Annotated in this window: 22 protein-coding genes and 1 tRNA gene; 9 read left to right on the forward strand and 14 right to left on the reverse strand. The window is 63.1% G+C overall.

What is annotated here, in order from left to right; all coding sequences use genetic code 11:
* Positions 1–14 precede the first annotated feature (14 nt).
* The 4 genes from ACF8SD_RS17140 to ACF8SD_RS17155 form a co-directional block, all read right to left on the reverse strand.
* On the reverse strand, positions 15–266 hold the full coding sequence (locus ACF8SD_RS17140; protein ID WP_025754461.1) for a DUF1653 domain-containing protein: 252 nt from the start codon (positions 264–266) through the stop codon (positions 15–17).
* 76 nt (positions 267–342) lie between these two features.
* A complete protein-coding gene (gene fadA, locus ACF8SD_RS17145) occupies positions 343–1518 on the reverse strand; it encodes an acetyl-CoA C-acyltransferase FadA (protein WP_003248768.1) in 1176 nt (391 codons plus the stop codon).
* 31 nt (positions 1519–1549) lie between these two features.
* Positions 1550–3697: a fatty acid oxidation complex subunit alpha FadB gene (gene fadB / locus ACF8SD_RS17150; protein WP_029887012.1), complete on the reverse strand. Its 2148-nt coding sequence runs from the start codon at positions 3695–3697 to the stop codon at positions 1550–1552.
* Positions 3698–4581: 884 nt separating this feature from the next.
* Positions 4582–5019 (reverse strand): hypothetical protein, encoded by a 438-nt coding sequence (locus ACF8SD_RS17155; RefSeq protein WP_173890507.1) that lies wholly within the window; start codon positions 5017–5019, stop codon positions 4582–4584.
* Between the two features lie 110 nt (positions 5020–5129).
* Between ACF8SD_RS17155 and ACF8SD_RS17160 the strand changes: the two genes are divergently transcribed.
* Entirely contained in the window at positions 5130–5570 is a 441-nt protein-coding gene (locus tag ACF8SD_RS17160; RefSeq protein WP_392484816.1) for a universal stress protein, read from the forward strand.
* 125 nt (positions 5571–5695) lie between these two features.
* On the opposite strand, the gene ACF8SD_RS17165 is transcribed toward ACF8SD_RS17160, so the two are convergent.
* Positions 5696–7624, reverse strand: coding sequence for an ATP-binding cassette domain-containing protein (locus tag ACF8SD_RS17165; RefSeq protein ID WP_392484817.1), 1929 nt, complete (start codon positions 7622–7624; stop codon positions 5696–5698).
* 222 nt (positions 7625–7846) lie between these two features.
* Here ACF8SD_RS17165 and ACF8SD_RS17170 point away from each other — a divergent pair, with 222 nt between their 5' ends.
* On the forward strand, positions 7847–9772 hold the full coding sequence (locus ACF8SD_RS17170; protein ID WP_173890512.1) for a transglycosylase SLT domain-containing protein: 1926 nt from the start codon (positions 7847–7849) through the stop codon (positions 9770–9772).
* 66 nt (positions 9773–9838) lie between these two features.
* On the opposite strand, the gene ACF8SD_RS17175 is transcribed toward ACF8SD_RS17170, so the two are convergent.
* Positions 9839–10642 (reverse strand): MOSC domain-containing protein, encoded by an 804-nt coding sequence (locus tag ACF8SD_RS17175; protein WP_392484818.1) that lies wholly within the window; start codon positions 10640–10642, stop codon positions 9839–9841.
* A 55-nt stretch (positions 10643–10697) separates the two neighbouring features.
* The gene (locus tag ACF8SD_RS17180) at positions 10698–11633 is read right to left on the reverse strand and encodes a chemotaxis protein CheV (protein WP_173890516.1); all 936 of its coding nucleotides are present in this window, start codon (positions 11631–11633) and stop codon (positions 10698–10700) included.
* Positions 11634–11959: 326 nt separating this feature from the next.
* Here ACF8SD_RS17180 and ACF8SD_RS17185 point away from each other — a divergent pair, with 326 nt between their 5' ends.
* From ACF8SD_RS17185 to ACF8SD_RS17195, 3 genes are all read left to right on the forward strand, one after another.
* Positions 11960–12469: a histidine kinase gene (locus tag ACF8SD_RS17185; protein WP_173890518.1), complete on the forward strand. Its 510-nt coding sequence runs from the start codon at positions 11960–11962 to the stop codon at positions 12467–12469.
* Between the two features lie 365 nt (positions 12470–12834).
* Positions 12835–13731: a sensor histidine kinase gene (locus ACF8SD_RS17190; protein WP_173890520.1), complete on the forward strand. Its 897-nt coding sequence runs from the start codon at positions 12835–12837 to the stop codon at positions 13729–13731.
* A complete protein-coding gene (locus ACF8SD_RS17195; RefSeq protein ID WP_173890522.1) occupies positions 13721–14380 on the forward strand; it encodes a response regulator transcription factor in 660 nt (219 codons plus the stop codon). The genes ACF8SD_RS17190 and ACF8SD_RS17195 overlap by 11 nt, the downstream gene beginning before the upstream one ends.
* Here ACF8SD_RS17195 and yegS read toward each other — a convergent pair.
* Positions 14364–15251, reverse strand: a complete 888-nt coding sequence (yegS, locus tag ACF8SD_RS17200; protein WP_173890524.1) for a lipid kinase YegS — start codon at positions 15249–15251, stop codon at positions 14364–14366. The two genes, ACF8SD_RS17195 and yegS, sit on opposite strands and share 17 nt — an antisense overlap.
* A gap of 363 nt (positions 15252–15614) precedes the next feature.
* Here yegS and ACF8SD_RS17205 point away from each other — a divergent pair, with 363 nt between their 5' ends.
* On the forward strand, positions 15615–16859 hold the full coding sequence (locus tag ACF8SD_RS17205) for a glycosyltransferase family 4 protein (protein ID WP_173890526.1): 1245 nt from the start codon (positions 15615–15617) through the stop codon (positions 16857–16859).
* On the opposite strand, the gene glp is transcribed toward ACF8SD_RS17205, so the two are convergent.
* Together glp and moaB are read right to left on the reverse strand one after the other, a co-directional pair.
* Positions 16848–18074, reverse strand: coding sequence for a gephyrin-like molybdotransferase Glp (glp, locus tag ACF8SD_RS17210; protein ID WP_392484819.1), 1227 nt, complete (start codon positions 18072–18074; stop codon positions 16848–16850). The two genes, ACF8SD_RS17205 and glp, sit on opposite strands and share 12 nt — an antisense overlap.
* Positions 18058–18597, reverse strand: coding sequence for a molybdenum cofactor biosynthesis protein B (gene moaB / locus ACF8SD_RS17215; protein ID WP_173890529.1), 540 nt, complete (start codon positions 18595–18597; stop codon positions 18058–18060). The genes glp and moaB overlap by 17 nt, the downstream gene beginning before the upstream one ends.
* A 186-nt stretch (positions 18598–18783) precedes the next feature.
* Between moaB and ACF8SD_RS17220 the strand changes: the two genes are divergently transcribed.
* Together ACF8SD_RS17220 and ACF8SD_RS17225 are read left to right on the forward strand one after the other, a co-directional pair.
* A complete protein-coding gene (locus ACF8SD_RS17220) occupies positions 18784–19005 on the forward strand; it encodes a YgdI/YgdR family lipoprotein (protein WP_009686259.1) in 222 nt (73 codons plus the stop codon).
* A gap of 80 nt (positions 19006–19085) precedes the next feature.
* A tRNA-Pro gene (locus ACF8SD_RS17225) sits at positions 19086–19162 on the forward strand.
* Positions 19163–19258: 96 nt separating this feature from the next.
* On the opposite strand, the gene ACF8SD_RS17230 is transcribed toward ACF8SD_RS17225, so the two are convergent.
* On the reverse strand, positions 19259–21022 hold the full coding sequence (locus tag ACF8SD_RS17230; protein ID WP_173890531.1) for an ABC transporter transmembrane domain-containing protein: 1764 nt from the start codon (positions 21020–21022) through the stop codon (positions 19259–19261).
* A 209-nt stretch (positions 21023–21231) separates the two neighbouring features.
* On the opposite strand from ACF8SD_RS17230, the gene ACF8SD_RS17235 reads away from it, so the two are divergent.
* Positions 21232–21405: a PA1571 family protein gene (locus tag ACF8SD_RS17235; protein WP_009686257.1), complete on the forward strand. Its 174-nt coding sequence runs from the start codon at positions 21232–21234 to the stop codon at positions 21403–21405.
* Positions 21406–21537: 132 nt separating this feature from the next.
* Here the strand turns inward: ACF8SD_RS17235 and pdxB are convergent, their stop codons facing one another.
* The 3 genes from pdxB to ACF8SD_RS17250 form a co-directional block, all read right to left on the reverse strand.
* Positions 21538–22680, reverse strand: coding sequence for a 4-phosphoerythronate dehydrogenase PdxB (gene pdxB, locus ACF8SD_RS17240; RefSeq protein WP_392484820.1), 1143 nt, complete (start codon positions 22678–22680; stop codon positions 21538–21540).
* 60 nt (positions 22681–22740) lie between these two features.
* On the reverse strand, positions 22741–22983 hold the full coding sequence (tusA, locus tag ACF8SD_RS17245; RefSeq protein ID WP_009686255.1) for a sulfurtransferase TusA: 243 nt from the start codon (positions 22981–22983) through the stop codon (positions 22741–22743).
* Positions 22984–23110: 127 nt separating this feature from the next.
* Positions 23111–23302 (reverse strand): hypothetical protein, encoded by a 192-nt coding sequence (locus ACF8SD_RS17250; RefSeq protein ID WP_392484821.1) that lies wholly within the window; start codon positions 23300–23302, stop codon positions 23111–23113.
* Positions 23303–23365 lie beyond the last annotated feature (63 nt).

A 23365-nucleotide genomic window follows, 5' to 3' on the forward strand; every position in this document is an offset into this window, starting at 1 on the left:
TCAAGTTCGAACGATCATGCGTGCGACTTGCCCAGCAACCCGGGCAGCCCCTCTTCGGCCTTGACCAAAGCAAAGCGTGGCACCTGCTCGCCGTCAACCTCGACGGACTCCTGGAACATCGAAAGTGGCCTTACCCAGAAGCTGTAGTCACCATACAGGCACTGGTAGAAAACCATCCACTCTTCGCTCTCGGAGTGCCGCGCAACGCTGAAGACACGGTACTCAGGCCCTTTGTAATGCCGGTAGACGCCTGGCTGTATCTGCATGTTGCACACCCTCCTGAATAAAACCTGAAAAAACAAAACCGGGGCACAAGGCCCCGGTTGCTGTCCAGCGGCGCGATCAGACGCGTTCGAAGACAGTGGTGATACCTTGGCCGAGGCCGACGCACATGGTCGCCACCCCCAGGGTACCGCCATTTTGCTTCATGACATTGAGCAGGGTGCCGGAAATACGTGCCCCAGAGCAACCGAACGGGTGGCCCAAAGCGATGGCGCCGCCGTGCAGGTTAACCTTCTCATCCATCTTGTCGAGCACTTTCAAATCTTTCAGCACTGGCAAGGCCTGTGCAGCGAAGGCTTCGTTGAGCTCGATGAAGTCGATGTCGGCCATGGTCAGCCCGGCACGCTTGAGGGCTTTCTGGGTCGATGGCACCGGGCCGTAGCCCATGATCGCCGGGTCCACACCGGCCACCGCCATCGAGCGGATCACCGCCAACGGCTGGATACCCAGGTCCATGGCGCGCTGGCCAGACATGACGATCATGCACGACGCGCCGTCGGTGATCTGCGACGAGGTACCGGCCGTGACCGTGCCCCCTTTGGGGTTGAATGCCGGCTTGAGCGACGCCAGGCCTTCGAGGGTGGTTTCCGGGCGAATGGTTTCGTCGAAATCGAACACCTTCAGGAAGCCGTTCTCGTCGTAGCCCTGCATCGGGATGATCTCATCCTTGAACTTGCCTTCGACCGTGGCCTTGTGTGCCAACTGGTGCGAACGCAGGCCAAACAGGTCCTGCTGCTCACGGGTGATGCCATGCATCTTGCCGAGCATTTCTGCAGTGAGGCCCATCATCCCGGAAGCCTTGGCGGCATGCAAGGACAGGTGCGGGTTAGGGTCCACGCCGTGCATCATGCTGACATGGCCCATGTGCTCCACGCCGCCGACCACGAACACATCGCCGTTGCCGGTCATGATGGCCTGGGCGGCGGTGTGCAGCGCGCTCATCGACGAGCCGCACAGGCGGCTGACGGTTTGCGCCGCGGAGGTGTGCGGGATCTGCGTCATCAGCGAAGCCATGCGGGCGATGTTCCAGCCCTGCTCCAGGGTCTGGTTGACGCAGCCCCAGATCACGTCCTCGACCTCTTTGGGGTCGACCTTGCCGTTGCGCTCCAGCAGCTTGCTGATCAGGTGCGCCGACATGTCCTCGGCGCGGGTGTTGCGGTGCATGCCACCCTTGGAGCGGCCCATTGGCGTGCGACCGAAGTCGACAATCACCACGTCTCTTGGATTCAGGCTCATATCAAATCTCTCGCTCTAGCTCGTTGACCGCTCAGTTAAAGAAGCGCTGGCCATTCTTGGCCATTTCACGCAGCTTGGCGGTCGGGTGGTACAGCGGCCCCAGGTCGGCATAGCGATCGGCCAGGGCAACGAATTCGGCGACACCGATCGAGTCGATGTAGCGCAGCGCACCACCGCGGAAGGGCGGGAAACCAATGCCGTAGACCAGACCCATGTCGGCTTCGGCAGCGGTCTCGACGATGCCGTCTTCCAGGCAGCGCACGGTCTCCAGGCACAGCGGCACCATCATCCAGTTGACGATGTCTTCATCGGTGACTTCGCGCTGTTCGAACACGATCGGCTTGAGCACGTCGAGCACGGTGGCGTCGAACACTTTCTTCGGCTTGCCACGCTTATCGGTTTCGTAGGCGTAGAAGCCTTTGCCATTCTTCTGCCCCAGGCGGTTGGCCTCGTACAGGGCATCCACCGCCGAGCGGCGCTCGTCCTTCATGCGGTCAGGGAAACCTTCGGCCATCACGTCACGGCCGTGGTGGCCGGTGTCGATACCCACCACGTCCATCAGGTAGGCCGGGCCCATTGGCCAGCCGAACTTTTCCATGACCTTGTCGATGCGCACGAAGTCGACACCGGCGCTGACCAGCTTGGCAAAGCCGCCGAAGTACGGGAACAGCACGCGGTTGACCAGGAAGCCCGGGCAGTCGTTGACCACGATCGGGTTCTTGCCCATTTTCTTGGCATAGGCCACGGTGGTAGCCACAGCCACTTCACTGGACTTCTCGCCACGGATCACTTCCACCAGCGGCATCATATGCACCGGGTTGAAGAAGTGCATGCCGACGAAGTTTTCCGGGCGCTTGAGCGCCTTGGCCAGCAGGTTGATGGAGATGGTCGAGGTATTGGAGGCCAGGATCGCATCGTCCTTGACCTGCCCTTCCACTTCCGCCAGCACCGCCTGTTTGACTTTCGGGTTCTCGACCACGGCCTCGACCACGATGTCGACATTGGCAAAGTCGCCATAGGACAGGGTCGGGCGAATGGCATTGAGCGCCTCGGCCATCTTGGCCGGGGTCAGGCGGCCCTTTTCAACGCGGTTGCCAAGCAGCTTGGAGGCCTCGTTCAAGCCCAGCTGGATGGCTTCCTCGCGGATGTCCTTCATCAGGATCGGGGTGCCCTTGACCGCGGACTGGTAGGCGATGCCGCCACCCATGATCCCGGCGCCAAGCACGGCAGCCTGCTTCACGTCGTGGGCGATTTCGTCGTGCGCCTTGGCCTTGCGCTTGAGCTCCTGGTCGTTCAGGAACAGGCCGATCAGGCTCTCGGCAACCGAGGTCTTGGCCAGTTTGGCAAACCCGGCCGCTTCGACTTCCAGTGCCTTGTCGCGGCCGAAGTTGGCGGCCTTCTGGATGCTCTTGATGGCTTCGACCGGGGCCGGGTAGTTCGGCCCGGCCTGCCCGGCTACGAAGCCCTTGGCAGTTTCGAACGCCATCATCTGTTCGATGGCGTTGAGCTTGAGTTTTTCCAGCTTGGGTTGGCGTTTGGCCTTGTAGTCGAGCTCACCGCTGATGGCGCGCTTGATCAGGTCGATGGCGCCAGCCTGCAGCAGCTCGGGCGCAACCACGGCATCGACGGCGCCGACTTTGAGGGCGTCTTCGGCGCGGTTTTCCTTGCCGGCAGCGATCCACTCGATGGCATTGTCCGAACCGATCAGGCGCGGCAGGCGCACGGTGCCGCCAAAGCCCGGGTAGATGCCCAGCTTGACTTCCGGCAGGCCGATCTTGGCGCTGCTGGACATGACACGGTAATCGGCGGCAAGGCACATTTCCAGGCCGCCACCCAAGGCGATGCCATTGATGGCCGCGACGGTCGGCACTTCGAGGTCTTCGAAGGCGTTGAAGATGCGGTTGGCTTCCAGGTTGCCGGCGACCAGTTCGGCCTCGGGCAGCTTGAAGTTGTCGACGAACTCGGTGATGTCGGCGCCGACGATGAACACGTCCTTGCCACTGCTGACGATAACGCCCTTGACCGAGGCGTCGGCCTGGATGGCGCCTACGGCCTCGCGCAGCTCGTTCAGGGTCAGGCGGTTGAACTTGTTGACGGACTCACCCTTGAGGTCGAACTTGAGCTCGACGATGCCACTTTCAAGAGCCTTAACCGTGATGGCTTTACCTTCGTAAATCATCAACTGATCTCCACGATATGGAAGCTGAACTGTACACGCCGATCGCTGCAGCGGAAGCAGGCCTAGCTGCCCCGCCCAGGCACACCCGTCAGCGCGCTAGTCGGAAGTATGGCTTGGCGTGGTGACATACAAACGCTCAATTCATACGCCCGTTTGATTTGGGTGTGCACACATTCTCCGAAAAGATCTGCGTTGTCAAATGCTCACGAGCACGAAGAAAACGCGACTTTCCGGTCATTGTGTACCGTGCGCGCAGCAAACCATGATGACAGTGATCACCGGTCATTCATGCCAGCGATCAACCCCCGCGATTGCACAGCGCTGCACATTTTCGCTTGCGCGCCGACCGGGTATGGCTACACTGCCACTTGCGTGAATGAATACCCGGCCTGCCTGGCCTTTTCTGCGAAAGCAGAACGCAAAGCGGCGACTTGGCACCCCACCCCTTCAGGGGTTTGCCAAGCCGCCGCTTTGTCGTTGTAGGCGCGGTATTGTGTCTTGAGAGGGGATTAGACACAGTTGCTCCTGCAAGTACGGCGACACGTCCAAGCCAGCGCAGGCCCTGTGGGAGCGGGCATGAACGCGAACACCGGCGCAGCCGGTGCCAGACACCGCGTCGCCTGCTTCGCGGGCTTGCCCGCTCCCACAGGTGAATCGCGCAGGCTTTTCAAATTTTGAGAAAGACAGTTGCTCCTGCAAGTACGGCGGCAATCCAAGCCAGCGCAGGCCCTGTGGGAGCGGGCATGCCCGCGAACACCGGCAAAGCCGGTGCCATCCACCGCGTCGCCTGCTTCGCGGGCAAGCCCGCTCCCACAATGAATCGCGCTGGCTTTTCAAATTTTGAGAAAGACAATTGCTCCTAAAGGGATCGTGTTTAACTGAACTCAGGCGAGGACTTCGAGGACGTAGGCAACATCCTGCAATACAGCCGTATCGCCCCGTTCAGTCCAGTACAACGCGATCATCTGAGCATCCGCTTCGACCTTGTAAACGCTCGCCGGCAAGCGCGCCAGCGCCTCCACGTAACGCGGGTCTTCGCAGGGTTCGCGGTACTGGTTCCACCACACCCCCGGGCTGACCTGCCAGTAGCTGAAGCTGTTCTGGTGCCCATGGCGGCGCGCCCGGTGGTACTGCGGGCAAGGACTTGGCGGCTCCTTCTCCAGCCAGTGCGGCCACTGTTGCGGCGCCAGCTGCATGGCCAACCCCATACGTCGGGCTTCCAGGCGCAGCTTCATCTGCTCGCTCTGCTTGCGCGAACTGCGCAACCAGGAAAATGGGCTGAGAATCAGCGCAAGGATTGACACCACCAGCAATACCGTCATATCAGTAGATTCCATAAAGCGTTGCAAATGAGCTGGTTAGCCATTTTTCACGGAAGACCCGCCCGAAAGCGACCATACTTCCTTTATCGCGATTGTCAGGAGTACTGCTCATGCCCTACGAACATTTGTTGGTCGCGGTCGACCTGACCGAAGAATGCGACCCGGTGATCAAGCGCGCCATGGCCTTGGCAGCCCCATCGAAGGCCAAGGTATCGCTGGTGCATATCGTCGAGCCAATGGCCATGGCTTTTGGCGGCGATGTGCCGATGGACCTGTCGCAACTGCAACAACAGCAGTTCGACCAGGCTAAAGAACGCATGGACCGGTTGTTCAACAAGTACCGAGACATTAATCGGGGCGACTCCCACCTGACTTACGGCCAACCGCGCCAGGAAATCCACCAGCTGGCCAAGGACCAGAAGTGCGATCTGATCGTGGTCGGCAGCCATGGCCGCCATGGTCTGGCGTTGCTGTTAGGGTCAACTGCCAATGACGTGTTGCACGGTGCGCCGTGTGACGTGCTGGCGGTACGCTTGCAGAAGAAGGACTGATTCAACCTGGTTCGGCCCTATCGCCGGCATGCCAGCTCCCACAGGGCCACCATAAGGTTTGAAATCCATGGTGCCTCTGTGGGAGCTGGCTTGCCGGCGATAGGGCCGGAGCAGGCTAACAACTATCAGCCTTCCAGCTCAGCCCAGCGCTCTACCAATACATCCAGCTCACCCTGCAGCTTCTCGATCCTGGCCAGCACTGCCGAAGTTTCCGCAATCGGCCGCTGATAGAAGCCCGCCGCATTCACCTCTTCCTGAGCTTCAGCCATGCGCTGCTCCAGCGCGTCGATCTGCCCCGGCAGCATTTCCAGCTCACGCTGCAGCTTGTAGCTGAGCTTCTTCTTCGATGCCTCCTCCACTACCGGCGCAGCAACAGGCGCAGGCTTGGCCTCGACCTTCTCCACCACCGCGCTGTTGAGGGCCGACTTGCCGCCTTTGCTCTCGGTCACGCCCAGCAGCCTCGGCGAGCCACCCTGGCGAATCCAGTCCTCATAACCCCCTACATACTCGCGCACCTTGCCCTCGCCTTCGAACACCAGGGTGCTGGTGACGACGTTGTCGAGGAAGGCCCGGTCGTGGCTGACGATCAGCACGGTGCCCTTGTAGTTGGACAGCACCTCTTCGAGCAGTTCGAGGGTTTCCACGTCCAGATCGTTGGTCGGTTCGTCGAGCACCAGCAGGTTGGCCGGCTTGCTGAACAGCTTGGCCAGCAGCAGGCGGGCACGCTCACCCCCCGACAGCGCCTTGACGGGTGTGCGCGCACGCTGGGGGCTGAACAGGAAGTCGCCCAGGTAACTGAGCACATGGCGGTTCTGCCCATCGATCTCGATGAAGTCACGGCCTTCGGCGAGGTTGTCGATCACCGTCTTTTCCAGCTCGAGCTGGTGGCGCATCTGGTCGAAATAGGCCACTTCCAGCTTGGTGCCGCGCTCGACCTTGCCTGAAGTGGGCTCCAGGTCACCGAGCATCAACTTCAGCAAGGTGGTCTTGCCGGTACCGTTGGCACCCAGCAGGCCGATACGGTCTTCGCGCTGCAGGACCATGGAGAAGTCCTTGACCAGCATCGGCCCTTCGGCATGATGGAAACTCACGTTTTCCAGCACCATGACCTGCTTGCCGGACTTTTCCGCTGCCTCGATCTGGATGTTGGCCTTGCCCTGGCGTTCGCGGCGCTCACCACGCTCTACCCGCAGGGCCTTCAAGGCACGCACGCGACCTTCGTTGCGGGTACGGCGGGCCTTGATGCCCTGGCGAATCCACACTTCCTCTTGGGCCAGGCGCTTGTCGAACAGCGCGTTGGCGGTTTCTTCGGCGGCCAGTGCGGCCTCCTTGTGTACCAGGAAGCTGGCGTAGTCGCCGTTCCAGTCGATCAGGCCGCCACGGTCCAGTTCAAGGATGCGGGTGGCCAGGTTCTGCAGGAACGAACGGTCGTGGGTAATGAACAGTACCGCGCCGTTGAAGCCGCGCAGGGCCTCCTCGAGCCAGGCAATGGCGCCGATGTCCAGGTGGTTGGTCGGCTCGTCGAGCAGCAGCAGGTCGGGCTCCGACACCAGCGCCTGGGCCAGCAGCACCCGGCGGCGCCAGCCACCGGACAGCTCGGCCAGGGTCTTGTCGGCAGGCAGTTGCAGGCGGCTGAGGGTGCTTTCCACCACCTGCTGCAGGCGCCAGCCGTCGCGGGCTTCCAGTTCGTGCTGAACATGCATGAGCTTTTCCAGGTCATCGTCGCCCTGGATGTTCATGCTCAGGTGGTGGAACTGCGCCAGCAGTTCACCCACGCCGTCGAGGCCGGCCGCGACCACGTCGAACACCGTGCGCTCATCGGCCACCGGCAGTTCCTGCGGCAGTTCGCCGATCTTCAGGCCCGGGGCACGCCAGATTTCCCCGTCGTCGCCCTTTTGCTCGCCCTTGACCAGGCGCAGCATGCTCGACTTGCCGGTGCCGTTGCGGCCGATGATACACACCCGCTCGCCACGAGCGATCTGCCAGGACACTTTGTCCAGCAGCGGCATGGCGCCGAATGCGAGGGACACATCGCTGAATTTGAGCAGGGTCATGTTGGTCTCCATAAATCGGGCGCGCATTCTACCTGACTTGGGCCCCCGACGGCAGCAGCCAGGCCAATCGATGCACGCGTGGCGACATCCGGTCGACGTTAATATGCCGATACAAGCACAGTGCTTTCACCCGCTGCCGGCAAACGGCTAAGCTAAGGCAATAGCTTCCAACAGTGCTGGCTCCGCCGTCACTTCCCCATGGTTCAACTGCCCGGACGTATCATGCGCAGCCGCCTGTTACAAATTGCTTCCTGCCTGCTGCTGACCGCTGCCACCAGCGCGGCACAGGCCACCGACCTCACCCTGCAGCGCCAGTACTACGACGAAGCCAAGCGCGCGCTGGCCAAGGGCGACAAAGGCCCTTACCTGCGCTATGCCCAGGCTCTGAGTGACTACCCGCTGACCCCGTACCTGGCCTACGACGAGCTCACCGCCCGCCTGAAAAGCGCCAGCAACCAGGAAATCGAGGCGTTCCTCGCCAAGCATGGCGACCTGCCCCAGGCCAACTGGATGAAACTGCGCTGGTTGCGCTGGCTGGCCGAACGCGGCGAGTGGGACACCTTCGTCAAGTACTACGACCCCAAGCTCAATTTCACCGAGCTCGATTGCCTCAACGGCCAGTACCAGCTCAGCCATGGCCTGCGTGCCGAAGGCAACGCCACCGCCGAAAAGCTGTGGAACGTGGGCAAGTCGCAACCTGCCGCGTGCGACACACTGTTCGGCATGTGGGCCGCTGAAGGCCAACTGACCGAGAGCAAGCGCTGGCAGCGCACCAAGCTGGCGGCCCAGGCGCGCAATTACAGCCTGGCCAATAGCCTGGTCAACGGCCTGACCACCCTCGGCCCGCAAGGCCGGCTGCTGGTCGACGTGGCACAGAAGCCTGAGCTGCTCAACCAGCCATCACGCTTTGCCCCGGCCAACGAGGCGATGGCCGATGTGGTCAGCCTGGGCCTGCGCCGCCTGGCCCGCCAGGACCCGGAGCGGGCCATGGCGCTGCTGGACGACTACGCCCAGCGCATGCATTTCTCCCGCGAAGAAAAGGTGGCCATCGCCCGCGAAATAGGCCTGACCATGGCCCGCCGCTACGACCCGCGGGCGCTCGACCTGATGACCCGCTACGACCCTGAGCTGCGCGACAACACCGTCAGTGAATGGCGCCTGCGCCTGCTGCTGCGCCTGGGCCGCTGGGAAGATGCCTACGAGCTGACCCGGCGCCTGCCTCAGGACCTGGCCAGCAGCAGCCGCTGGAAGTACTGGCAAGCGCGCAGCCTGGAGCTGGCACAGCCGAACAACCCGCAGATCCCGCTGCTGTACAAGACCGTGGCGCGCGAGCGTGACTTCTATGGTTTCCTCGCCGCCGACCGGGCCAAGACACCGTACCAGCTGAACAACAAACCCCTGTTGCTGAGCCCGCAACTGGTGAAGAAAGTACGCAATACACCCGGCATCCAGCGGGCACTGGAATTCCATGCCCGCGGCCAGATCGTCGAAGGCCGCCGCGAGTGGTACCACGTCAGCCGGCACTTCACCCGCGATGAAATGGTGGCCCAGGCGCGCCTGGGTTATGAATTGCGCTGGTACTTCCCGGCCATCCGCACCATCAGCCAGGCCCAATACTGGGACGACCTGGACATCCGCTTCCCGATGGCCCACCGCGATACCCTGGTGCGCGAAGCCAATGTGCGCGGCCTGCATTCGAGCTGGGTATTCGCCATTACCCGCCAGGAAAGCGCGTTCATGGAAGACGCACGCTCCCCGGTAGGCGCCAGCGGCCTGATGCAGCTTATGCCGGCTACCGCCAAGGAAACTGCGCGCAAGTTCAGCATTCCCCTTGCCTCACCGGCACAGGTGCTCAACCCGGACAAGAACATCCAGCTGGGCGCCGCCTACCTGAGCCAGGTGCACAGCCAGTTCAACGGCAACCGGGTCCTGGCCTCAGCAGCCTACAATGCGGGGCCCGGGCGCGTGCGCCAGTGGCTGAGGGGCGCCAAGCACCTGAGTTTCGATGTGTGGGTGGAGTCGATCCCGTTCGACGAAACCCGCCAATACGTGCAGAACGTGCTGTCGTATTCGGTGATCTACGGGCAGAAACTGAACTCACCGCAGCCGCTGGTGGATTGGCATGAGCGGTATTTCGACGACATGTAAGGTTCGCTGAGCGCTTGACGGCCTGTTCGCGGGTAACCCTGTGAGCAGGCCAGTGTCAGCATGCAGCTATTCCAGGATTTCCACGCCCATCCCGACCTCAAGCCACCCGCTGCCATCCACCGCCAGGTTCTGCCCGAACAGGATATCGCCTTCCTTTTCGCGGAAGGTCCTGAGCGTGGCCATCGGTTCGCGGTCTTCACTGCGCTCGCCGGTGGCGGGGTCGATGGTGGTAAAAATACACCTTACACTCGGTTTGAGCAGCCGGAATTCGAGGGTGCCAATGCGGATACGCTTCCAGCCATCCTCGGCGAAAGGCTCGGCCCCCTGCACCACCAGGTTCGGCCGAAAACGCAGCATCTCCATGGGCCGCCCCACACGGCGGTCAAGTTCGTCCAGCGAGCCCTGGCCGATCAGCAACAAGGGGAAACCATCCGGAAAAGCCGCGCGATCGCTGTTGAAGCCATAACCGTTGGGCAAGTAACGGGCACGCTGCTCCGGGCAATGCACCAGGCGCACAGCCTTGCCCAGCCACTCGCTCAGCCAGGCCGCCGCGGCATCGCCGGCGTCTGGGACGCGCAAGGTATCGCGCCAGATCGTCACGCCACGCAGGCCGTCATCGGCAGGGGGCACTGCCACCCTCAGCGAGGCGCGCCCAGGCGCCTGCAAGAGCAGCTGGCCGCCGCCGTCATCGTGCGCCGCGATCTGGCCAAGGCGTGGCCAGGCACGCTGGGTCAGGAAGCGTCCGTTTTCTTCCTCGACCACCATCCAGCGCCGGTCACCCTGCAGGCCCAGCAGCCCCACCGGCGAAGCGCGCAGGCTTTGCGCTTGGCACGACTTCACCGGGTATCGGTACAACTCACTCAGAAACATCCCTGCCGCCTCGCGTCTTGGCAAATGCCAAGCTTATACCGGGCAGGCGTGGCGATCACGCGGTGGCCGTATCCAGCTGCAGGCGCTGCTTGACCACGTCGACAAGGCGATCGGGCTGGAACTTGGAAAGGAAGTTGTCGCAACCCACTTTCTTGACCATGGATTCATTGAAACTGCCCGACAGCGATGTGTGCAGCACCACATAGAGTTGGCGCAGCCGCGCATCGCTACGAATCTCGGTGGTCAGGCGGTAGCCGTCCATTTCCGGCATTTCGGCGTCGGTGAACACCATCAGCAGCTTTTCACATACGTCCTCGCCCGCATCGGCCCAACCCTTGAGCATGCGCAGTGCCTTCAGGCCATCACTGGCCACATGCAGTTTCATGCCCAACTGGGACAAGGTGTCGCGCAACTGCGCCAGGGCCACACTGGAGTCGTCCACCAACAGCACCTCCCGGCCTCGCGCCCTTGCCAGCACGGGGTCGGCCAGTTTCTCGCCAGAAACCCGGGCGTTGTAAGGCACGATTTCAGCCAGCACCTTTTCTACGTCGATGACCTCGACCAGTTGATCATCGACTTTGGTGATGGCAGTCAGGTAATGCTGGCGCCCGGCGCTGGACGGCGGCGGCATGATCGACTCCCAGTTCATGTTGACAATGCGGTCGACCCCTCCCACCAGGAAGGCCTGCACCGAGCGGTTGTACTCGGTGACGATGATGGTGCTGTCGGGCGTGGGTTGCAGCGGGCGCATGCCAATGGCTTGGGACAGGTCGATCACCGGCAACGTCTGCCCACGCAGGTTGACCACGCCGCAGACGAACGCATGGCGCTGGGGCATCAGGGTGAGCTTGGGCAGTTGCAGCACTTCCTGAACCTTGAACACGTTGATCGCGAACAATTGGCGGCCCGCCAGGCGGAACATCAGGATTTCCAGGCGGTTCTCACCTACCAGTTGCGTGCGTTGGTCTACCGTGTCGAGAATGCCAGCCATTGGAAAGCCCCCAGGCTTGAGTCGAAAAAGGTGAATTGACCTACCCTGTATCGGCGGCTTGCCGCACACCTTGACCCTTGCGGGAAAATGCCGAGCCGGCAATTGATATCACTTTACCATCATGCTTTACTGCCGGCACCTTGCGCGATTTCAGCAGCCTACATCAGGGAAACCCCTAGGGGCAGTCAGGTGGAACCTGATATTCGCGATATCCTTTAGCCATTAATGTGACGCCATTCTCATTGCATGAATGGAGTCAGGCTTTTGCTAGCTATCGTTGCGGTGTGCCCGTCACCTGCGCCTACCCCACGCGCGGGGACCTGATCATGGACACCGCCTTAGCGTTCGACAACGCACTGCAGGGCTTCCTGCTGGATGCCCAAGTACTGCTGACCCAGGCCCAGGAATGCCTGCAGCATCTGGAATTGATCGACAACGATCCGGACGCCTGCCGCTGCCTGGACAGCACCCTGGCCAGCCTTGCCGGGCAAGCCACCCGCCTGGGCGCGCGCGAAGTTGCCCATTACGCCACCGCGCTTCACCAGTTGCTGGCCCCGGCCTGCCAAAGTGGCTGCCTGCAGCCTGAAGCATTGCCTGCGATCGAGGCGTGCCTGACCCTGCTGGCCTGGCAACTGGAGTTGCTCGATAGCCGAACCGGGCGCTTGAACCTGGATATCGGCGAGCAATTGGTGCTGCTGGGCGAGCTGGCCAAGGTCGTGCAGCAGCCCTTTGCACCTGCGTGCGCGTCCTGCGATGAAGCAGGCAAAACGTGCGATCACCCGCATGACGCCATGCGCTCCGGCAGCCATGGCAGCCGGTCGTACCGCGCGCACTAACCTGACCAGAAGTGCAACTAAGTACATGCACTCAAGCCCTGCGCTGGTCGAACTTGCAAAGTTCGCAAAGTTTCAGGACGGCCAAGTTGAATCATTACCGCCTTAGTTGCAATGCAGGTGCGAGCAGCATGACCCGCAGGTGGCACTTTGCTACCCGGCACCGCCCTGTCAACAGGCGTTTCGGAGCGTTACCCAGCCGCGACCTACGCCGTACGAAGTGTTAATATGCGCCCCCAGAAACACTTGCAATCACAAAAAAGTTTGCACATCAGGTGCTCGACAAAACAGCGGAAGTACTGCGCCAAAGCCTCTGACCCGCATTGTGCAAGGCCTTTATCAGCAATACTTCAGTGGCTTCCCTATTTATGCTCCCACGCTTGAAACTTGCCATGCGTAGCCGCCGCCGCGTTGCCCTGCTGCGCTGGCTGACAGTCGGGCTGTGTGTGGCCTCGCTGGTCACTCACCTGATGCTGTACCTGGCCGACCTGGCAATCCCGGCCGGCCTGCTGCTTTTGCAGTTGGGCGCAACACTCGCCGCCGCCCTGCAGTTGGGCCTGGGCGCAAGGTCGATCAGCCTGCGCCCAGCTGAACTGGCCGAGCGCATGCTCAAGGTGCAGGAAGACGAGCGGCAACACCTGGGCCGGGAGTTGCACGACGACATTGGCCAGTTGCTGACTGCCGCCAAACTGCAACTGCAATGGCTGAAGCGGCGCATGCCGGCCGAGTTGCAGGGCCACTGCGATGCGCTGCACAGCACCCTGGATGACACCCTGGGCACGGTGCGTAACGTGTCGAGCCTGCTCAACCCCAGGCAATTGGCGAGCCTCGGGTTGGAAGCCAGCTTGCGCGCGCACTTGGTCCGCACGCTGGGCAGCAGCAGCGTACACTGGAGCCTGGCGTGCAACCAACGCCTGGGCGGCATCGACGATGCAGTGGCCATGGCAGTGTTCCGCATCACCCAGGAAGCGGTCACCAACATGCTGCGCCATGCCCAGGCACGCAACCTGGTTGTGCGCCTGCAACGCACCCCTGCCGGGCTGGCGTTGTCGATTCACGACGATGGCTGCGGCTTCGTCCCCGCCCGGCACCCGGCCGAGGCCGGCCAACGCGGCCTGGCCGGCATGCAGGAGCGGGTAACGGCCTTGCAGGGCAGCCTGCAGATCACCAGCCAGCCTGGCCAGGGTACACGGATAGAAGCGATGTTCCCGTGGCCACCGCGCACCCAGCAACGCGCCAGGAGTACTGTTGCCCATGACCTGTAGATTGCTGCTGGTCGACGACCACTCGCTGATCCGCGCCGGTGTACGTGCGCTGGTTTGCGATATTCCCGGTTACAGCGTGGTCGGTGAGGCCGACGATGGCAGCCAGTTGCTTGAGCAGGTGCGCGCACTGGCGCCGGACATTGTCCTGCTGGACATTTCCATGCGCTCGACCAGTGGCCTGGACGCCCTGACCCAATTGCGGGCCTGCGGCAGCACCTGCAAGGTGCTGATCCTGTCGATGCACACCGATCCGGACCTGATCATGCGCGCCCTGGAAAGCGGTGCCCATGGTTACCTGCTCAAGGACACCAGTGCCACCGAGCTGGAGCAGGCCCTGGAGGCGGTACGCCACGGCGAGCGCTACCTGAGCCCGGCCATCGCCCACACCGTCATCAACCAGGCGCTACAACGCAACAGGCCGGGCGCGCAGGGCAACAGCGACCGGCATAACCTCACGGCGCGCCAGCTGGAGATCCTGCGCCTGATCGTGCGCGGCAAATCGACCCGGGAAATTGCCACAGGCCTCGGCCTGTCGATCAAGACCGTGGAAACCCACCGCTCGCAAATCATGAAGCGCCTGCAAATTCATGATGTGGCTGGCCTGGTACTGTTTGCCGTGCGCGAAAAAATCATCAGCCTGGACGACTGAGCAGCGGCGACCCGGCAGGCAGGTGCAGGCGCAACGCTGCGGGCCGGGCTTCGAAACGCAAGTTGGTAGTCTGCAAGGGCTCGCCATCGAGGTTGAGGTCCAGGCCCTGGGCGCTCTTGATCTCGACCCAGGGCAACCTGGCACGGACGAACAGGCCATCACCGGCCAGCAGGTCACGCAACGTGCCCAGCATTTCCTGTGGGGCAGGCAGCACGGCGATATCGAGCAAGCCATCATCGACTACCGCATCCGGGCACAGCTCCTGCCCGCCTCCCGCTTGGCGGCCATTGCCGATACCCAGTGCCAGCAGATCCCCTTGCCAGTGGAAATCCGGCCCTAGCAGCTCGACCGAAGCCGCCTGCAGTTCGCTGAAGCGTGTGAGGCCGGTGAACAGATAGGCCGCGGCGCCCAGGACCTTCTTCAGGTCTTCGGACGTATTGGCCGTGACCTGGCTGCCGAACCCACCCGTGGCCATGTTGAGGAACAGCTGGTCGCCGGCCTGGCCCAGGTCTATGGGCTGTGCCGCCACATTCAACAAGGCCAGCGCAGCGGCAGGCTCCAGCGGAATCCCGGCGGCCTTGGCAAAATCGTTGGCGGTGCCCAACGGCAGTAATACCAGGCTGGCATCGGTCCCCGCCTGCCCCATGGCCTCGGCCACATCGCGCAAGGTCCCGTCGCCGCCACCGGCGACAATGTGGCTGTAGCCTGCCGCCAGCGCCTCGGTCACCAGGCGCTGTGCATCGCCCGCCTCCCAGGTGACCCGCACATCCAGCACCCAGCCACTGTGGCGCATGTCGTGCACGGCATCGCGCAGTTCGTCGTTCATCGCCTGCTTGCCGTGCAGGACCAGCATTGCCTTGCGCGCTTGCATAGGCGCATCTCCCTGAGGTTGACCAACCCTATCTCGACCACGGGCACGCGTGGATCGTTGCATGCCGCGTTCAAAAACAGCCAGCTGCGTGTCGCGCGTGGCAGGCGGTGTTCCCTGCAGCAGGCCGGCTCGGCTGGTTGAGAAGATAATGGCATTTTTTCCACAGCCGACAATGCCCGACTATGCTGAGTCGAGACACTTTTGACAGGTTTTTGACCCTAGAAGCGAATGAGCAAAGGCGAGTCAGCATTTTGACTGTGAAATGCCCTGGCTTGCCCGCCACGGACGCACCTCCCGGCCCACTTCTGCAAACGGCCGACAGGTGCGTCTTGCCATCTGCAGCCGTCAGCGAGGACCACGGTCATGCGTATTCTCTGGACACTGCCTTACCTGCCTTGGCCGACCACCAGTGGCTGCAAGACTCGCCAATACCACCTGATCCGGGCACTGGCCCAGCGCGGCCACCGCATCACGCTGCTGGTGCAATCGAAGGTACCCCTCAACGACGCTGCACGCGAGGCGCTGGAACCGTACCTGGAACGGCTGATAGTCCTGCCGCGCAGGCCACTGCATAGCCCGCTGAACCTACTGGCATCGCCGATCATCGACTACCCCATGCGGGCGATCATCAACGGCCTTTGCGCAGCATTGCGGCACCGCTTCGAGCAGTTGCTGGAGGAGCCTTGGGACGTGATCCAGATCGAGCACAGCTATAGCTTCCAGCCTTTCGAAAAGGCCCTGCAGGGCCGCGGCCTTCCCTTCATGCTCAGCGAACACAACCTGGAGTCGGTTACCGGCAGCGCCTGCCATGACCGCCTGCCGTTATGGCTACGCCCGCTCAATGCCTTCGACCGGTGGCGCTACCGGCGCTGGGAACAGCGCGTGCTGGGCCAGCCCACCGAGCTGGTAGCCGTCAGCGCTCACGATGCCGAGCTGATCGGACAGATCAGCAGGCGCCCGGTGAATGTGGTAGTCAATGGCGTGGAATGTGATTTCTACCAGCAGGTGCAACCGGCGCTGCATAGCCAGCGCCTGCTGTTTGTCGGCAATTTTGAATACGGCGCCAACCTGGAAGCCATCGAGTGGGCGCTGGAAGACATCATGCCGCAGGTGTGGCTGAGCAACCCGGCCGTGCGCCTGGCGATAGCCGGGCATGCGATGCCGGCCAGCTGGAGGCTGCACTGGAATGACCCGCGGATCGAATGGCTCGGCTATCGCCCCGATCTGCGTGAACTGCAAAGCCGCTCAGCCCTGTTTTTTGCGCCGCTGCGCTATGCCGGTGGCTCGAAGGTAAAAATCCTTGAAGCCATGGCTGCCGGCTTGCCGGTAATCAGTACCGGCAAAGGCGTTTCCGGCCTGGCGGTGAACAACGGCGAGCATTACCTGGGCAGCGATGACAGTGATCAACTGGCCCTGCTGATCACCCAGTTGCTCAACCAGCCCTGGCGCATGAGCCAGTTGAGCGCGGCCGGGCGCCAGTTCGCCCGCCAGCGCCACGACTGGAGCGTGGCGGCTCAACAACTGGAAACCGTGCACATGCGCCTGACCCAGGCGGCACCGGTGCCAGGGCCGCTGGCCGATGCCTGGCTGGGGCGTTCAGCCAAGTAGTTCGCTGAAGGGAATGAATGGCACGCTGTCACCCGTTTTCGGCGTGCTGCCTTCGCGCACCTCCACCAGCCCGTCAGCCCAGGCCGCGCTGCGCAGCACACCCGAACTCTGGTTCTTGTAGATGCGCACTTGGCCGTGCTCGATGCGCGCCCGCAAGTATTCGCGGCGGCTACCGGGTTTGGGCCAGTCAAACCCCGCCGGCATGTCGAAGCGCAGCGGCGTGACATTGCCCACCCCTTGGCGACGCAGCAGGTAGGGCCGGGTCAGCAGGCCAAAGGTGACCAGGGTCGAGGCCGGATTACCCGGCAGGCCGATCACCGGCACGCCCTGGTAATGGCCGAAGGTCAGCGGCTTGCCCGGCTTGATCGCCAGCTTCCACAGCGCCAGCTCGCCCGCTTCGCGCAGTGCCGCCCCGAGGTAGTCGGCCTCGCCCACCGACACGCCGCCAGTGGACAGGATCAGGTCGACATCGCCCAGCCCGGCCAGGCAGGCACGGGTCTGCGCCAGGTCATCCGGGAGGATGCCGGCGTCGACCACCTCGCACCCCAGGCGCAGCAACCAGCTGACCAGCAGCCGACGATTGCTGTTGTAGATCTGGCCGGGCCCCAACGGTAGCCCGGGCTCGACCAGTTCGTCGCCGGTGGACAGCACCGCCACTTTGACTTTGCGTACCACCTCGAGCCGGGCGTGGCCCAAGGTCGCCGCCAGGCCCAGTTCGATCGGCCCCAGGCGCGTGCCGGCGTTCATCACCTGCTCGCCCTTGCGGGTTTCCTGGCCCTGCGGGCGAATGTTCTGCCCGGCGCGCAGCGCCTCGACGAAACGTACCCGGCCATCCTCCAGCACCTGGGTGTTTTCCTGCATCTCGACGCAATCGGCACCTGCGGGCACCGGGGCACCGGTAAAGATGCGGGCACAGGTGCCCGGCTGCAGCGGCTGTGGCGCATGGCCGGCGAAGATGCGCTGGCTGACGGGCAACGGCTGGCCCTGCCAGTCGGCCAGGCGCAGGGCATAGCCGTCCATGGCACTGTTCGGCCAGGGCGGCAGGTCGAGCGAGGCCACCAGGTCGGTCGCCAGTACCCTGCCTTCGGCTTCGGCCAGGGGCAGGCTTTCAGTTTCCTGAATCGGTGCCGCCTCGGCCAATGCCAGCAATTGCTCCAGGGCTTGCTCTACCGGCATCAGCGGCCGTGGCTGGCTGACCTCAGCCACGGCTGTCACAGGCCGTTGCCTGCTTCAGATGCGGGACAAAGTTGCACGGCCGATGGCGGGCGTCGAGTTGCTCGGCAAGAATGCCGTCCCAACCGGTGCGCACAGCATTGGTCGAGCCTGGCAGGCAGCACACCAGGGTGCCATTGGCCAAGCCGGCCAAGGCCCGCGACTGCACCGTGGAGGTACCGATATCCGGCACGGAGATCTGCCGGAACAACTCGCCGAAGCCATCGACCTGTTTGTCCAGCAGACAGGCTACCGCCTCCGGCGTGCTGTCGCGGCCGGTAAAGCCAGTGCCACCGGTAATCAGTACCACCTGCACGCGCTCGTCGGCGATCCAGGTGGCGACCTGCGCGCGGATCTTGTACAGGTCGTCCTTGAGCAATACCCGCTCTGCCAGGTGATGACCGGCCTCGCTCAACCGGTCGACGAACATCTGGCCAGAGGTATCGGTTTCGGGCGTGCGGGTGTCGCTAACGGTGAGCACCGCGATATTCAGCGGCACGAAGGGGGTATCTGCCTTGGCTTTCATGGGGGTCCGTCACAACAGGATAGGTTGGCCGCAGTTATATCACAGCGCACTTTTACCGGGTGGCGCCCGACAGGCTTGCCCTGGATCAACCGCGCGGATTTGTCCCTATGATGCACTTGCAGTGAACTTGCACTAAAGTCCTGCGTCATAACTGTCATCTAGCACCATCGCACTTGGAGAACCACGATGATCAAACGGACCCTACCCGCCTTCCTGCTCGCTTTGGGCCTGGGCACCCTTGCCGGCTGCTCCACCCCAACCGTCATCACCCTGAACGATGGCCGAGAAATCCAGGCGACGGATAAACCGTCCTACGACGAAGACTCCGGCTTCTACGAATTCGAGCAGCTGGACGGCAAGCGCACCCGCCTGAACAAGGACCAGATCCGCACCGTGAAAGAGCTGTAACCGCGCCGCGCTTTCAGCAAAGCCCCTTTGCACAACAGGGGCTTGCGAGCAAAAACACGATGCAGTAGGATTTTGTTCATCGGAGTGTAGCGCAGCCAGGTAGCGCGTCTCGTTCGGGACGAGAAGGCCGCAGGTTCGAATCCTGTCTCTCCGACCAAATCCTCCAGAAGCCCGCTGATGCGGGCTTTTTTGTGCCTGGCAGCGGGTGGTACTGAGAGGCCGATAGCCACCTGCACTCACCCGTCACCCTATGTCAGCCGCTGGTGAACTGCAGAGCCGCCAGCCGGGCATACAGCGGGCTTTGCTCAATCAATTGGCGATGAGTGCCCACCGCCACCAAGCGCCCCTGGTCGATGACCGCGATGCGCTCGGCGTGCTGGACCGTGGCCAGCCGATGGGCGATGACCAGCGTGGTACGCCCGGCCATCAGGCGAGGCAGTGCTTGCTGGATCAGGTGTTCGCTTTGCGCATCGAGGGCGCTGGTGGCTTCGTCCAGCAACAGGATCGGCGCGTCTACCAGTAGCGCCCGGGCAATGGCCAGGCGCTGGCGCTGGCCGCCGGAAAGCCCGATGCCACCCTCCCCCAGTGGCGTCTGATAGCCCTGAGGTAATTGCCGAATGAACTCATCGGCATAGGCGCCGCGGGCTGCGGCTTCGACCTCGGCCTGGCTCGCCTCGGGGCGGCCATACCGGATATTGGCCTCCACCGTGCCGCGGAACAGCGAAGGGTTCTGTGCAACCAGGGCAAACTGCCGTCGCAGCTGCTCAGGGTCGAGTTCTGTCAGCGGCTGGCCGTCGAGCAGGATGCGCCCTTGCTGGGGGTCGTAAAACCGCAGCAACAGATCGAACAAGGTCGACTTGCCGGCCCCTGAAGGGCCGACCAGGGCCACGGTCTGGCCAGGCTCGATGACCAGGCTCAGGCCAGCTACCGCTGCCACGGTGGGCCGTGACGGGTAGGCAAACACCAGTTCCTGCAACTCGATGTGCCCGCGGGCCCTCCGCCCCAGCACGCCGCAGGCGGCCAAGCCAGGCAGGATTGCGCTGCGTGCGGCCAGCAGTTCGGCGATGCGCTCGGCAGCACCGGCGGCGCGCTGCAGTTCGCCGATCACTTCACTGAGGGTGCCGAAGGCGCTGCCGACGATCAGGCTGTAGAACACGAAGGCGGCCAACTCGCCGGCGGATATGCGCCCGGCGATCACATCCATGCCGCCCACCCACAGCATCACCCCAACCGCCCCCAGCACCAGTACGATCACCAGAGTGATCAGCCAGGCCCGCTGGGCAATGCGCTTGCGCGCCACGGTGAATGCCGCCTCGACCGTGTCGGCAAAAAGTGCGCGGTCGTGTGCCTGATGGTTGTAGGCCTGCACAGTCTTGATCTGCCCCAGCGTCTCGGCCACGTAGCTGCCTACGTCGGCGACCCGGTCCTGGCTCTGCCGCGACAGCCTGCGTACGCGGCGACCAAACAGCAGGATGGGTGCCAACACCAGCGGCAGGGTCACCACCACGATGCTGGTGAGCTTGGGGTTGGTAATGAACAGCAGCACCACACCGCCCAACACCATCAATGCATTGCGCAGGAACATCGACAGGGACGAGCCGATAACCGATTGCAGCAGCGTGGTGTCTGCTGTCAGCCGCGACTGGATCTCGGCGCTGCGGTTATCTTCGAAAAAACCGGGGTGCAGGCCGATCAGGTGGTTGAACACGGCCCGCCGCATGTCCGCCACGCACCGCTCGCCAATCCAGGACACCAGGTAGAAACGGCTGAACGTACCCACCGCCAGGGCCAGTACCAGCAGCAGGAACAGCCCGATGGTCTGGTTGAGCTGGTGCGCGGAACGGGTCATGAAACCCTGGTCGACCAGCAGCCGGATGCCTTGGCCCATCGACAAGGTGATGCCCGCAGTGACCACCAGTGCCAGCAAGGCCAGCAGAACCTGCCGGCGATAGGGGCGAACGAACTGCCAGGCCAGGCGCAATGCCCGGCGTGGGTGCGGGGAAACCGATTCGGGCATGGCGACGATCACTCTGGGTGGCGAAGGCCCAGACTACCACTCATCAGGGCTGGGGAACGCGGGCAGGTGGCTATAGCCTATCGATCTAACCAGGGTATGGAGCTTTGCCAGCGTTTCTGTTGGACTGGTATTGCCGTGACGAGCCTGTCGTCACCGGCCAGTCACGGTGCAGGACTACCCTGAGTGTTCACCTGATGAGGAGACCATGCATGAGCTTGCAGCCTACCAGCGACAACCAGCAGCCCCGGCCGAACCAGCAACCCCAGGTATGCGGTTCGATCATTGATGCCCAGGGGCGCGAAGTACCGATCACCGAGCAGATGATCCAGCAGGCCTGCAAGGCCCTGGAACAGAGCCGGGTCGAGCGCGTACGCAAAGGTTGAGCGGCGAATTTCTTACAACCCGGCGCCTGCGCCGGGTTTTTATTTGCCCTGAGTTCTGTACTGGCCCCTTGCGGCCAGGCCCGGCTGGGCGCGCTCGCCCGGGCGAATGCCCGTGCAGCGGCCGGCACGCCGTCAGACCAATACGCCACCCAGCGCACTGACCAGTTGCGCCAACTGCGGCGCCTCGCCACGCAAGCGCACCGCCAGCCCCTCGATTTCACGTCGCGCTGGGTACTGCTTGCGCAACTGGTCGAACGCGGCACGCTGTTGTTGTGGGTCGTCGCTCAGGCTGCGTCGGAAATCGGCATCATCACGGCGCGGGTCATACACGGCGCGGCACAGGGTGGCCAGGGCCCAGGCCGGGTCGGCGCTGGCATCCAGCTCGATTTGCGCCAGCGGCGGGCGCGGCAGCAGGTCGGCCAGTTGCACCTGCTCATCCACCCCGAGGAAGCGGCACAGGGCCTGGTAGATCTGCGCGGTGCCACGCTGGCGGCCGTCGAGGCTGTAACCGGCAATATGCGGTGACGCCAGGGTACACAGGTCGGCCAGTTGCAGGTCGACTTGCGGCTCGCCTTCCCATACATCCAGCACGGCATGGATGTCGTCGCGCTGCAACAGCAGCTCGCGCAGGGCGGCGTTGTCCACCACCGGCCCACGGCTGGCGTTGACCAGCCAGGCACCAGCGCGCAATTGTGCCAATTGCGCCTGGCCCAGCAAGTGCCAGGTGGGGTAGCCGCCGCTACGCTGCAACGGGGTATGCAGGCTGATCACATCACACTGCTGGACAATGGTTTCCAGGCTGACGTAGTCACCGCCTTCAGCGGCCTGGCGCAGCGGGTCGCATACCAGCACCTTCCAGCCCAGACCGCGCAGCACACGTACCAGGCGCCCCCCGACTTCACCTGCACCGACCACGCCGTAGACCCGTTCGGGCAGCGCAACGCCATCCAGTTCGGCCAGGGTCAACAGGCTGCCCAGCACATAATCGACCACACCGCGGGCATTGCAGCCTGGCGCGCTGCTCCAGCGAATGCTGGCTTCGGCAAAATAGTCCAGGTCCAGGTGATCGGTACCGATGGTGCAGGTACCGACGAAGCGTACCCGGCTGCCTTCGAGCAATGTGCGATCAACCTTGGTCACCGAGCGTACCAGCAGGATATCGGCTTCCTTGACGCTGGCGGCATCGAGGCTTCGGCCGGGGTAGCGGCGAATTTCCCCGAAGCCTTGGAAGAAGGCATCGAGCAGCGGGATGTTTTCGTCGGCAACTATCAGCATGGCGCTCTCCTGTCTGGGGAGCGCAGTGTAGGCGCATCGCCGGGTGGGTTGCACAGGGTTTCAGTCGGCTTTTTTGCGAATCCAGTAAAGGAAGGTGCCGGCGTCTTCCTGCTGTTGCACGAGTTCGTGGCCGAGGAAGTTGCAGAACTTGGGAATGTCGCGGCGGGTGGACGGGTCGGTGGCGATGACCTTGAGCAGGCCGCCGGCGGCCAGGTTGCGTACGTGCTGGTGCAGCATCATCACCGGCTCCGGGCAGTTCAGGCCGGTGGCATCGAGGATGGCGTCGGGGGTGAAATCGGTCATGGGGGGGCTCCGAAAATGATCGCTATTGTCGCGCATCACGCGGCGGGGTCCAAGCGCGGCTTTGCAGCCCATACGCCCGGACGGGCGTTGCCAAAGCCCTTTGCGCCCCTACGGCGCGTCAGAGGCTTCAGCGCCACGTACCCATCACCGCACGGTTTCTGATCTGGCTCTTGCTCTTGCTCTTGCTCTTGCTCTTGCTCTTGCTCTTGCTCTTGCTCTTGCTCTTGATCTTGATCTTGATCTTGATCTTGATCTTGATCTTGATCTTCGCGACTTCAGGAGGCCGAGTGAAGGGCATGCGCAGGGAGGTGACGGGCATGGATGCCCGTCAAGCGCTGAGGCCCCAGGGATGGGGCCTGCAGCGCGTACTCCCGGGAGCATG

Source organism: Pseudomonas sp. CJQ_9, from assembly GCF_043106615.1.
Classification (GTDB): Bacteria; Pseudomonadota; Gammaproteobacteria; order Pseudomonadales; family Pseudomonadaceae; genus Aquipseudomonas; species Aquipseudomonas juntendi.

Excerpts from the sequence above, each read along its gene's own strand:
- ACF8SD_RS17140 (WP_025754461.1), bottom strand. The coding sequence starts at position 266 with ATGCAGATACAGCCAGGCGTCTACCGGCATTACAAAGGGCCTGAGTAC.
- fadA (WP_003248768.1), bottom strand. The coding sequence starts at position 1,518 with ATGAGCCTGAATCCAAGAGACGTGGTGATTGTCGACTTCGGTCGCACG.
- fadB (WP_029887012.1), bottom strand. The coding sequence starts at position 3,697 with ATGATTTACGAAGGTAAAGCCATCACGGTTAAGGCTCTTGAAAGTGGC.
- ACF8SD_RS17155 (WP_173890507.1), bottom strand. The coding sequence starts at position 5,019 with ATGACGGTATTGCTGGTGGTGTCAATCCTTGCGCTGATTCTCAGCCCA.
- ACF8SD_RS17160 (WP_392484816.1), top strand. The coding sequence starts at position 5,130 with ATGCCCTACGAACATTTGTTGGTCGCGGTCGACCTGACCGAAGAATGC.
- ACF8SD_RS17165 (WP_392484817.1), bottom strand. The coding sequence starts at position 7,624 with ATGACCCTGCTCAAATTCAGCGATGTGTCCCTCGCATTCGGCGCCATG.
- ACF8SD_RS17170 (WP_173890512.1), top strand. The coding sequence starts at position 7,847 with ATGCGCAGCCGCCTGTTACAAATTGCTTCCTGCCTGCTGCTGACCGCT.
- ACF8SD_RS17175 (WP_392484818.1), bottom strand. The coding sequence starts at position 10,642 with ATGTTTCTGAGTGAGTTGTACCGATACCCGGTGAAGTCGTGCCAAGCG.
- ACF8SD_RS17180 (WP_173890516.1), bottom strand. The coding sequence starts at position 11,633 with ATGGCTGGCATTCTCGACACGGTAGACCAACGCACGCAACTGGTAGGT.
- ACF8SD_RS17185 (WP_173890518.1), top strand. The coding sequence starts at position 11,960 with ATGGACACCGCCTTAGCGTTCGACAACGCACTGCAGGGCTTCCTGCTG.
- ACF8SD_RS17190 (WP_173890520.1), top strand. The coding sequence starts at position 12,835 with ATGCTCCCACGCTTGAAACTTGCCATGCGTAGCCGCCGCCGCGTTGCC.
- ACF8SD_RS17195 (WP_173890522.1), top strand. The coding sequence starts at position 13,721 with ATGACCTGTAGATTGCTGCTGGTCGACGACCACTCGCTGATCCGCGCC.
- yegS (WP_173890524.1), bottom strand. The coding sequence starts at position 15,251 with ATGCAAGCGCGCAAGGCAATGCTGGTCCTGCACGGCAAGCAGGCGATG.
- ACF8SD_RS17205 (WP_173890526.1), top strand. The coding sequence starts at position 15,615 with ATGCGTATTCTCTGGACACTGCCTTACCTGCCTTGGCCGACCACCAGT.
- moaB (WP_173890529.1), bottom strand. The coding sequence starts at position 18,597 with ATGAAAGCCAAGGCAGATACCCCCTTCGTGCCGCTGAATATCGCGGTG.
- ACF8SD_RS17220 (WP_009686259.1), top strand. The coding sequence starts at position 18,784 with ATGATCAAACGGACCCTACCCGCCTTCCTGCTCGCTTTGGGCCTGGGC.
- ACF8SD_RS17230 (WP_173890531.1), bottom strand. The coding sequence starts at position 21,022 with ATGCCCGAATCGGTTTCCCCGCACCCACGCCGGGCATTGCGCCTGGCC.
- ACF8SD_RS17235 (WP_009686257.1), top strand. The coding sequence starts at position 21,232 with ATGAGCTTGCAGCCTACCAGCGACAACCAGCAGCCCCGGCCGAACCAG.
- pdxB (WP_392484820.1), bottom strand. The coding sequence starts at position 22,680 with ATGCTGATAGTTGCCGACGAAAACATCCCGCTGCTCGATGCCTTCTTC.
- tusA (WP_009686255.1), bottom strand. The coding sequence starts at position 22,983 with ATGACCGATTTCACCCCCGACGCCATCCTCGATGCCACCGGCCTGAAC.
- ACF8SD_RS17250 (WP_392484821.1), bottom strand. The coding sequence starts at position 23,302 with ATGCCCGTCACCTCCCTGCGCATGCCCTTCACTCGGCCTCCTGAAGTC.